Genomic DNA, 10,161 nt, shown 5'->3' on the forward strand with positions numbered 1-10,161 from the left:
CTGTAGGAGCCGGCTTGCCGGCGATGGCGATCTTGAGGGCGCTATCGCCGGCAAGCCGGGCTCCTACAGGGGTGTGTTGGTTAGTCGACCAGGGTGCAGGCCATGACGACGGCGTCTTCGCGGCCACCCACGGCGGGGTAGTAATCCCGGCGGCGGCCGATTTCGTTGAAGCCGTAGCGCTCGTACAGGCGGAAGGCGCCGGTGTTGCTGTCGCGCACTTCCAGGAAGCACTCCCGGGCACTGGCGGCGTAGGCGCGGGACATCAGGTGCTCCAGCAACGCCAGGCCAAGGCCACGGCCCTGGTTTTCGGGTTTGACGGTGATGTTCAGCAGATGCGCTTCATCGAGGATGATCTGCACTACGCCGTGGCCCACCTGCTGCTCGCCTTCGAACATCAGCCAGATCTGGTACTTGCCCAGCCCATCGAGAAAGATTCCGCGGGTCCAGGGGTGGCTGAACGCCGCGTATTCGATTTTCAGCACGGCGTCGAGGTCAGCCTCGGTCATCGGGCGGAAGGATAAAGCCTCACTCATCAGTTGTTTTCCAGCGCGCCATCAGCCGGCGCATGGCTTGCCAGACATCAGCCTTACGCTGTGGCTCTTCCATTAATAGTTCCAGGCCCGGCAGGGCCCATACCGAGCCCAGGCCTTCGACCTGCAGCTCGCGGTACCACGCTTCGGCATTGGCCTCGCCGGCGAAGCGTACGGCAGGCAGGCCGATCAGCCACAGGCACACGCAGGGTTCGTCTTCCAGGCGTGCCGACACAAAACCTTGCACAAAATCCCGTGCGGCTTCGGGGCCCTGGTCCATGTTGCCACGTACCAGGAGCGGCCAGCGCACCGGGTCGCCGACGATTTGCGGGCTGTCGGGCAGGCCGGCGGCGCGCAGCATGTCCTTGAGCAGCATGTAGGCCGGGTCGCGGGTCTGGAAGCGTTCGCCGGTGGGCAGTTCCACCAGCAGCAGGCAGCGCCCGGCGCGCAGCAATTGCAGGGCAAAACGCGGCGGTGGCACGACCGGGGCCTTGACCACTGGGGCAGCCTCCTCGGCTACCACGGGCGCCTTGGCCGCCGTCGAAGGGCGTGGCACTTCGATCTTGGCGCGTTCCACCACCGGACGTACGGGCGCAGGCGGCTTGGTCACAGCGACCGGCGCCGCTGCCTCCTCTCCCGACGCCTCGAATGCGTCATAGGGCTCAAGCGCTTCCAGCAGCTCGGGCCGCGACGGCGCGGCAAACGGCAGTTCGGTGCGGGGCAGCCAGTTGACCACCTGCATGGCGGTCAAGTAAGCGCGACGTCGGGACTCGATAAGCACAGCTCGGCCACTTGTGGATAACTAAAGAGCGGGGATTCTACCGCTGTTCGGCAACAATCGCCCACTGCGCACTGACCGGCTGTGGATAAATCCCCCGCCCGATGCAGTACAATCGCGACTTTTCATCGCCAACCAGCGGCCTTTCCCATGATCGAACCCAAGCGCGTCCTGCGCGCCCTCGCCGAACACTGGGCCTTACTTGAGCCACTGTGCGAACACTTCGACCAAGGCACCTTGAGCCTGGGCGAGCTGCGCGCACAATTGGCCGCCCAACAACTGGACAGCACGCCTCAGGACATTACCAGCCTGTTGGACGTGTGGATTCGCCTGGATATCCTGGTGCCTGTCGCCAAGAGCCCGAACCGTTTCGAGCTCAACGCGCAGATCCACGATTTCCTGGCCTATCTTCGCAAGGAGCACCGGCTTGGCCTGTGCCTGGAAATCGAAGCCTACCTGCGCCACCTTGAGCGCCTGGCGGGTTATATCCAGGACGCCTTCGACATCCGTGATGGCCACGACCTCGCCCGCCAGCTGCGCTTGCTCGACATGCGCGTGCGGGACGTGCTGAAAAAACTCGCCAACGACGAACAGGCCCTCGCTGCCGTGGCCGACCGCGCCAAGACCAGCGACCGGCAGATCCCGTTGCGCCAGCGTTACGCCGAGGTCCTGGCGACCTGGGACGAATACGTCGAACCGATGATCCAACTGGTAAACGCCGACGGCGCCTTCGAGCAAGGCGTGCGCAAGGTGGAAAACGTGTTGCTGCGCCTGCTCACCGAGCAACAGCGCCTGGGCCACCTGGTGGACGACGACATGTTGCTGCGCACCCACGCGCGCATCCTCGAAATGCAGACCAGCGCCCAGCTGACCTTGCGCCATGCGCGGGAACTGCTGCTGCCCCTGCGTGAAGAAGCACGCCGGCACAACGCCGTGACCCGTGGCGCGGCGCTGGCCCTGTCGGCGATCCGCCGCAAAGGCCTGGACGCGGTGCCGCAAGCGGCGATGCCGATGTTCACCCGGCCGCAAAGCACCTTCCTCGGCAGCGCGAGCCAGGTGGAAGCTTATGTATACGCACTGGCGAACTTCGAACCGAAACCGGCAAAGTTTCCAAAAGCGCACAAGTCCTACAAAGGCGACGCCCAGCGTGCACCGCGCACGGTCAAGGAAATGCTCGAGCGCTGCGAAGACGCGCTGCCGATGCCGGACCTGATGACCTGGCTGCTGGAGCAGGAACCGAACGGCGCCACCGACGAATTGCTGTACTGGTTCTCACGGCTGTCCCGCGAAAAACGCTTCAAGCGTGAACGCCTGGAACGCCGCGATTACCACACACACGAGCACCAGGTCAGCCTGCGCTCCTTCGCCCTGCTCCCGGCCGCTGTTGAAGCGACCGAGAATTCCGCGAGCACACCTCATGCATCTTGATCTTTCCGAACTGTCCCAGCTGGCGCCGATCTTTCGCGAGCTGTTCAAGGGTTATCACGTCAGCCGCCGCGACCCGGAGCTGTACGCGCAATTGTCGAATTTCCAGGACCAGTACCGCACGCTGTTCAAGGCCCTGGGCTTTGAACTGGTGTGCGACACCCGTGGTTTCTACTACTTCGTGCCGGACACCGCCGTGGCCGCCGCGCAGGTGAACAAGACCGCGCAACGCCTGGCGCTGTTCACCTTCATCATCGTCGAGCACCTGGCCGACCAGGGCCGCGACCCGATTGCCGTGCTCGACGGTGGCAGCCTGGGCCGCGATGAGCTGCCGTCGTTGCTGGAGAAGTACCGCGACCTGTTTATCCAGGCCGAGGTGCAGACCCAGGAAGAACTCGAAGAAAAGATCATGCGCCGCATGACCCAACTCGGGTTTGCCAGCGAAGACAACGGCGTGTACCGCTTCCTGCCGCCAATGCACCGTTTCCTCGACGTGTGCCTCTCGGTGCAGCAGGACCGCGACCTGGCGGCCAGCGTGCACAGCGTGTTGCCGTTGCCGGCACCGGTGATCATCGATGAAGACAGCGATGAGAAATTGCTGAAAACCGATGACCCGCTGGACTTGAGCGACTTTGCCGATGAAAGCGAAGAAGACGCCCTGGCCCGTGCCATTGCCGAAGAACAGGAGACCGACGCATGAGTAAGGAACGCTACGGCATCCGCCGCTTCGCCCTATTGAATACCGCCGGCTACAGCCTGGGCCTGTTCCCGCTGGAAGAGCCGCTGTCGGTGTATGGCGCGAACAACCTGGGTAAGTCCGCGTCGATCAACGCGTTGCAGTTCCCGATTTTGGCGCGCATGTCGGACATGAGTTTCGGCAAGTACACCCTGGAACAATCGCGCCGGTTCTACTTTGCCAGCGACACCAGCTACATCCTCGTGGAAGTGTCCCTGCCCCACGGCCCGCATGTGATCGGCGTGGTCGGTCGCGGCCCGGGTGGCGGTTTCGGTCACCAGTTCTTTGCCTATGCCGGCAAGCTGGATTTGGCGCACTACCAGAAGAACGACACTTGCCTGCGCCAGAAGGAGCTGTTCACCAACCTTGAGCGCGAAGGCCTGAAAGCTTACGAACTCAAGCCTGATGAACTGCGCCGTTTGCTGGTGGGCGGCCACACGTCGATCCCGCTGGACCTGACGTTGATTCCGCTGCGCTCCACCAGCGAGCAGAGCCTGAAGACCTTCCGCGCACTGTTTATCAACCTGCTGCACATGCGCGAAATCACCGCGGCCAAGCTCAAGCAACTGTTCCTCGATGCGTTCGAACACAGCCTGCGCTCCGGCAGCGTGGACTACATCGCCGCGTGCGAAGAAGCCTTCCGTGATGTACGACGCATGGAGCAGGACTACAACTCGCTGGTAGCCGCTGGCCCGCTGGTGGAAGCCCTGTCCAATGGCGTGAAACAGCGCGATGTCCTGCGCGGCAAACTGCATCGCCTGTCGCCGCTGCTGGATTCGCTGCTGGGCACCTGGTCGGACTACGCCAGTGCACGCAAGGAAGAACTGACCATTCAGGCCGAGCACTACCGCAACGAGCAGGACGCGCTGCAGAACGATCAGCGTGGCGGCACCCAGGAGCTGATGCGCCTGGAGCGTGAGATCAGCGGGATTCAGCGTTGGCTGGGTGAGCTGTCGGTGCTCAAACATCGCTTTGCGCTGGTCGATGACGTGAAGGTGCTGGAGCAGCAGTTGCTGGCGGCCAAGGATGCTCACGATGAACTGGCGGGTGCCCTGGCGCAGTCGCGGCAGTTCAGCGCCGAGGACCTGGACGAACGCTTGCGCGACCTGGAGAAGCGCCTGAAGTCGGTCAAGCAGCAGCTCGACCACGCGGACAACAACAGCTACGCCAAGCTGCGCGAAGAATTCTCGCAGCAGGACGTCGAGCGTCTGATGCGCCTGTTCAACAGTTCGTTGTTCAGCCTGCCGCTGGGCGAGCATGGCATCACGCTGGACGAGGACGGCCAGTGGGTCAAATCCCTGGAACAGATCCTCGATGGCTTCAAGGGTGAGCGCTTTGAAGTGCCGGGGCTGTCCATCGACATCTCCCACATCGAACCACCGGCCTTGCAGGCCCTGGCGGACCGCGCAGCATTGCGCGACCAGAAAGAGCGCCTGGAAAAAGAACTCAAGCAGCTCAAGACCCAGCAGGCCGTAGCCGCTGACCGCGCGGCGAGCAAGACCCAGACCGAAGCGCTGTACCAGCAGGTGCTGGATGCGCAAAAAGCGCTGGAAGACTTCCGCCGTGCACAGACCCTGAGCGCGGAAGAAGGCGAGAAGCTGGAAAACCTGGCGCAGATGGAAGCGGCGCAAGACGAGTTGAAGCGCTCCAGCGATGCGTTTACCGAGCGCGTCCAGCAGCTTTCGGCCAAGCTGCAACTGGTAGGCCGCCAGATCGGCGATATGGAAGCCAAGCAGCGCACCCTGGATGACGCCTTGCGTCGTCGTCAGTTGCTGCCGGCTGACTTGCCGTTTGGCACCCCGTTCATGGACCCGGTCGACGACTCCATGGACAACCTGCTGCCGTTGCTCAATGACTATCAGGACAGCTGGCAAGGTTTGCTGCGCGCTGACGGCCAGATCGAAGCGCTGTATGCCCAGGTCCGCCTCAAGGGCGTGGCCAAGTTCGACAGCGAGGATGACGTTGAGCGGCGCCTGCAACTGCTGATCAACGCCTATGCGCACCGTACCGACGAAGCCCTGACCCTGGGCAAGGCACGCCGGGCGGCGGTGACCGATATCGCGCGCACCCTGCGCAATATCCGCAGCGACTACGACAGCCTTGAGCATCAACTGGCGTTGTTCAACCGCGAGATCAACAAGCGTCAGGTGTCCAACCTGCAGAGCTTCCGCATCGTGCTGGCGCCGAACAAGGAAGCGCTCAAGCACATCGACCAGATCATCCACAGTGCCGGCCAGTATGAAGAAGGCGAAACGCTGTCGGTGTTCGACCTGAGCCAGAGCGCCGAGCAGGACAACAAGAACGAAGAGGCCAAGGAATACCTGGCCCGCCTGGTGGCCGCCAACCATAACCAGTTGGGCCTCAAGGACTTGTTCGAACTGGCGTTCGAGATTACCAAGGTGCACGGGCAGCCGGTGATTCACACCGACATCGACGGTGCGGCATCCAACGGCACCACCATGACCATCAAGGCGCTGACCAACATGTACTTGTTGCTGCACTTGATGGACCGCGACCAGGCCGGGCGCGTGCGCCTGCCTTACTACCTCGATGAGGCAGCGGACATCGACGAGAAGAACCAGGCGGCGTTGCTGGAAACCAGCTTGCAACTGGGCTTTGTGCCGATCCTGGCGAGTGTTAAGCCGCAGGTGTCAGCGCAGGTGGCGATCGACCTGGAAGGCGGTAGCGGGCCGAACGGGATCTATATCGATGAAGCGGATTGGAAGTACATTCGTCGTCATGATGTGGTGAAGGCGACGGTGAATGTGCAGGCGGATGAGCCGGAGTTGGATGAGGTCTGATTTTTTCGGCTGAAATGCAAAAGGCCCCTGGATGAGAATCCAGGGGCCTTTTTTGTTGTCTGTTCGGGCCTCATCGCGGGCAAGCCCGCTCCCACATTTGGAATGCATTGTTTCTGAAAATGCATTCCCCTGTGGGAGCCGGGCTTGCCCGCGAAGGCCGCGCCTCGGTCTACTTGCCGAGCGGAATCTTCGGCGCCCAGGTCAGCCATTCATCTTCAAACTTGTCGAACAGCGGGAAGGTTTGCTGTGGCCGTGCAGCGTTGCCCATGCGTTCACCGTCTGGTGTCGCAAAGGCGATGCCACCGGCCACCAGAGTTTCGAGAGACTCGGTGCGCACCGTCGCGCCTTTGAACAGGCCGAAGTCGAGGCCGAAACCGCTGGTGTTCCAGAAGCGGCTGCCACTGCGTACCAGCGGTGCGTATTTGGGCTCGATCAGGATGTGGATAAGCACACGGTCAGCCGTCTGGCCCAATTCGTAGCCAGTGACTTTGCCGACGGTCACTTCGCGATAGGTCACTGGAACGCCCTCTTTCAGCGAACCACGGCGGGCGGCGCTAAGCGTGAGGCTCAGGCCCTCTTCCTGATGGATGGCTTTCGGCGGTTCATCCAGTGCCACGAAGCTTTTTTGCGGCCCGGCGTTTTTGACGGCGGGCTGCACTTCGATGTATTGGCCGGTGACCAGCGTTTCCAGGTTCGAGGTTTTCATCAGGCCCAGCTCAGGCTTGACCACCCAGAACTGGCTGCCCGTGCGTGCAATGCGATCGGCCACTTGAGTGATGCGCGCGCTGAGCAGGACCGATTGCATGTCGGCACTGAGGTCGACGTTCTCGATCTTGCCCACGTCCAGCCCTTTGAAGCGGATGGGGGTGCCTGGGCGCAGGCCGTCGGCGCGATCGACCTTGATGGTCACTAGCGTGCCGTGTTGATTGGCCGCTTCGCGATCAGCGAACAGACGGAACCGTGGAATGCGCTTCTTCAACGGCACATTCGGCTCTGGGGTTTCGAAAGCGATACCACCGGCCATCAGGCTGGCCAGGGATTCGCTTTTCACCTGAATGCCGCCGGTGAGTCCACCGGTCAGGGTAACGCCGCTGGCGTTCCAGAAACGCGTCGAGCCGTTGACCAGGTTTTCGTATTCCTTCTCGATGTGCACACCGATCACCAGTTGCTTGTTCTTGCGCGAGAACTGGTAGCTCTGTACCGAGCCAACCTTGACCTGCTTGTAGAGGATCGGGCTGCCGACATCCAGCGAGCCGAGGTTGTCGGTAAACAGCACCATGTGCAGGCCTGGGGAGCGCAGGTCCAACGGTGGCGCTTTGGCGCGTGCGACGAATTCGCGCTGGGGCGCGCTGCCTTTGTCGCCGGGGCGGATAGCGATGTAGTTACCTTTGACCAAGGCTTCCAGGCCGGTGATGCCGGCCAGGGAGATCGACGGTTTGACCACCCAGAACTGGGTGTCTTGTACCAGGTAGTCTTCTGCCAATGGATCGAGCGTCAGCTCGGCGTTGGCGCTGGACAGGTCCGGGTCGATCTTCAGGGTTTTCAGGCTACCGACCTGGATGCCTTTGTACATCACCGGTGTGCGCCCGGCTTGCAGGCCTTCGAAGTCCGTCAGTTTGACCTTGACCTTGATGCCCGCTGCGGCAGCGTCGAAGTCTTCATACAGGCGGAACGGCAGGCTCGGGTCGGTGGGTGGGCTGTCCTTGCGGTTTTCCGGTGTGGCGAAGGCGATGCCGCCGGCGACAATACTGGACAGGGATTCGCTGCGCACTTTTACGCCCGAGAGGTTGGCGTCGATGCTGATGCCGCTAGCGTTCCAGAAACGTGTGTGTTTGCGCACCAGGCTGGCGTAGGTCGGCTCGATGTAGACCTTGATCTCGACGGTGCTCTGGTCTTCAGACAGCAGGTAGCTTTTGACTTGGCCAACCTGGATCTGCTTGTAGAACACCGGGCTGCCACGATTTAGGGAGCCTAGGCGATCGGCCTTGATGGTCAGGTGCAAGCCGGGCTTGGCATCGGACAACGGCGGCTCTTCGGAGAGCGCCTTGAACTTGCGCGCGGGCTCGCCATCGCCAGGGCTGGCGGCAATGTAGTTACCTGAGACCAGGGTTTCCAGGCCGGTGATACCGGCGAGGCTGACGCTCGGCTTGACCAGCCAGAAGCGGGTGTTGGTCTTGAGGTATTGCTCGACGTCCTTGTTCATCTCGATGGTGGCAATCACCCCGCGATTATTACCCTCATCGTCCAGGGCCAAGGCCTTGACCTTGCCTACGGGCATGCCTTTGTAGACCACTTCGGTTTTGTTGACCTGGATGCCTTCGCCGCTTTCAAAGCGAACCTGGATTTCGATGCCCTGCTGGTTATAGGCACGCCAGCCCAGCCAGCCGCCGATGATCAACGCAATCAGGGGCAGGACCCAAATGGCCGACCAGTTGGAGGCCGGGCGGGTTTTAGCTTTTGGCAAATCACTCATGGTCGTCGTCCGACTCCGTGTTATCCCAAATCAGTCGGGGATCAAAAGTTACTGCGGCAAGCATCGTCAAGATCACCACACTGGCGAACGCGGCAGCGCCGAGGTTGGCCTCGACACTGGCAAGTCGCCCAAAGTTTACAACCGCCACCAGGATGGCGATCACGAAGATATCCAGCATGGACCAGCGTCCAATGAACTCGATAAAACGGTACATCACAATACGTTGTTGCGCGGACAGCGGTTGATGGCGCTGCACCGAGAACAGTAGCAGACCTATGCCCACCAGCTTGAAGGTCGGCACCAGGATACTGGCAATGAACACCACGGCAGCGATGGGGAACATGCCATGCTGCATCAGCTGGATCACCCCGGCCATGATGGTACTGGGGTCACCCTGGCCGAGCGAGTTGATGGTCATGATGGGTAACAGGTTGGCTGGAATGTACAAGATGGCCGCGGTAATCAGCAGCGCCCAGGTACGGGTGAGACTGTTAGGACGACGGGCATGGATCAACGCACCGCAGCGGGTGCAGATCTGTTCATCGTTATCGGGGTCCTGCTTGTTCAACTCGTGGCATTCGGTACAAATCAGAATGCCTGCATCAATCGCCCGCATGTTCATCCTCTCCTGACAGGGCTTCCCAGATCTGGTGGGGCGACATCACCACCTCAAGCAGCACCTGCACCATCAATAGGCTGACAAAGCAGGCCAGTCCCAGGCCGATCGTGATGGCGGCCATGTCGGCGAGTTTTACGATCGCCACCAGTACGCCCATCAAGTAGACCTCCAACATCCCCCAATCCTTCATGTGATGGTAGATGCGGTACAGCAGCAGCCCATAGCTGCGGCCGATGTTCCAGCGAATGCTGAGCAACACAGCCAACTGGCACAGCAGTTTGAGCAGAGGGATCCCCATACTGCACAGGAACACTACGATGGAGACGCCTTGCATACCTGTATCGAACAAGCCCACGACACCGCTCCATACCGTGTCCTCGGACGTCTGCCCAAGTAAGTTGAGCTGCATAATGGGTAAAAAGTTCGCAGGGATGAACAACAGCAACGCGGCGATCACCAGCGCGAGGCTGCGTTCAACGACGTTGTGACGGTGGGCGTAGAGCTCGTAACCGCATCGCGGGCATTGGGCCTTTTCGCCGAGGGCGAGCGATGGTTTGCGCATCAGCAGATCGCACTCATGGCATGCCACCAGGTCGTCCAGTGGTAAATCCGACACCTCGAGGGCATCAACCGGATCCGGCATAGGTAGGGCTCAGACTCTAAAAAAGGTTAGGTGGCTATTCTAGTGGTCTGGTTCAGAAATAACTGTGCAAATTTGTCGGGGGATGTACGGTGATCTGGTTTTCGACCGCCCAAAACAAAACCCCTGTCTGCGTTAGCAAACAGGGGTTCTGGAATT

General features: G+C 61.2%; 8 protein-coding genes. 3 read left to right on the top strand and 5 right to left on the bottom strand.

Annotated features, from left to right (window positions below):
• Positions 1-80: 80 nt before the first annotated feature.
• Positions 81-533, bottom strand: coding sequence for a ribosomal protein S18-alanine N-acetyltransferase (gene rimI / locus HX792_RS06265; protein WP_005784514.1), 453 nt, complete (start codon positions 531-533; stop codon positions 81-83).
• Complete coding sequence (locus HX792_RS06270; RefSeq protein ID WP_176995263.1) at positions 526-1,272, bottom strand: energy transducer TonB; 747 nt, start codon at positions 1,270-1,272, stop codon at positions 526-528. The genes rimI and HX792_RS06270 overlap by 8 nt, the downstream gene beginning before the upstream one ends.
• 186 nt (positions 1,273-1,458) lie before the next feature.
• Here HX792_RS06270 and mksB point away from each other — a divergent pair, with 186 nt between their 5' ends.
• From mksB to mksF, 3 genes are read left to right on the top strand one after another with little or no spacing between them, the layout of a single operon-like run.
• Positions 1,459-2,736, top strand: coding sequence for an Mks condensin complex protein MksB (gene mksB / locus HX792_RS06275; protein ID WP_176995243.1), 1,278 nt, complete (start codon positions 1,459-1,461; stop codon positions 2,734-2,736).
• Positions 2,726-3,433 (top strand): Mks condensin complex protein MksE, encoded by a 708-nt coding sequence (gene mksE, locus HX792_RS06280; RefSeq protein ID WP_135290752.1) that lies wholly within the window; start codon positions 2,726-2,728, stop codon positions 3,431-3,433. Before mksB ends, mksE begins: the two co-directional genes overlap by 11 nt.
• The gene (gene mksF, locus HX792_RS06285; protein WP_176995244.1) at positions 3,430-6,270 is read left to right on the top strand and encodes an Mks condensin complex protein MksF; all 2,841 of its coding nucleotides are present in this window, start codon (positions 3,430-3,432) and stop codon (positions 6,268-6,270) included. Before mksE ends, mksF begins: the two co-directional genes overlap by 4 nt.
• A gap of 169 nt (positions 6,271-6,439) precedes the next feature.
• Here mksF and HX792_RS06290 read toward each other — a convergent pair whose 3' ends face one another.
• From HX792_RS06290 to HX792_RS06300, 3 genes are read right to left on the bottom strand one after another with little or no spacing between them, the layout of a single operon-like run.
• Entirely contained in the window at positions 6,440-8,743 is a 2,304-nt protein-coding gene (locus HX792_RS06290) for a PqiB family protein (RefSeq protein WP_176995245.1), read from the bottom strand.
• Positions 8,736-9,359, bottom strand: a complete 624-nt coding sequence (locus HX792_RS06295) for a paraquat-inducible protein A (RefSeq protein ID WP_176995246.1) — start codon at positions 9,357-9,359, stop codon at positions 8,736-8,738. The genes HX792_RS06290 and HX792_RS06295 overlap by 8 nt, the downstream gene beginning before the upstream one ends.
• Positions 9,346-10,005: a paraquat-inducible protein A gene (locus HX792_RS06300; protein WP_176995247.1), complete on the bottom strand. Its 660-nt coding sequence runs from the start codon at positions 10,003-10,005 to the stop codon at positions 9,346-9,348. Before HX792_RS06300 ends, HX792_RS06295 begins: the two co-directional genes overlap by 14 nt.
• Between the last annotated feature and the right edge of the window lie 156 nt (positions 10,006-10,161).

The sequence above is a fragment of the Pseudomonas sp. B6002 genome (assembly GCF_013385985.1).
In the GTDB taxonomy this organism is placed as follows: domain Bacteria; phylum Pseudomonadota; class Gammaproteobacteria; order Pseudomonadales; family Pseudomonadaceae; genus Aquipseudomonas.

Excerpts from the sequence above, each read along its gene's own strand:
- rimI (WP_005784514.1), bottom strand. The coding sequence starts at position 533 with ATGAGTGAGGCTTTATCCTTCCGCCCGATGACCGAGGCTGACCTCGAC.
- HX792_RS06270 (WP_176995263.1), bottom strand. The coding sequence starts at position 1,272 with ATGCAGGTGGTCAACTGGCTGCCCCGCACCGAACTGCCGTTTGCCGCG.
- mksB (WP_176995243.1), top strand. The coding sequence starts at position 1,459 with ATGATCGAACCCAAGCGCGTCCTGCGCGCCCTCGCCGAACACTGGGCC.
- mksE (WP_135290752.1), top strand. The coding sequence starts at position 2,726 with ATGCATCTTGATCTTTCCGAACTGTCCCAGCTGGCGCCGATCTTTCGC.
- mksF (WP_176995244.1), top strand. The coding sequence starts at position 3,430 with ATGAGTAAGGAACGCTACGGCATCCGCCGCTTCGCCCTATTGAATACC.
- HX792_RS06290 (WP_176995245.1), bottom strand. The coding sequence starts at position 8,743 with ATGAGTGATTTGCCAAAAGCTAAAACCCGCCCGGCCTCCAACTGGTCG.
- HX792_RS06295 (WP_176995246.1), bottom strand. The coding sequence starts at position 9,359 with ATGCGGGCGATTGATGCAGGCATTCTGATTTGTACCGAATGCCACGAG.
- HX792_RS06300 (WP_176995247.1), bottom strand. The coding sequence starts at position 10,005 with ATGCCGGATCCGGTTGATGCCCTCGAGGTGTCGGATTTACCACTGGAC.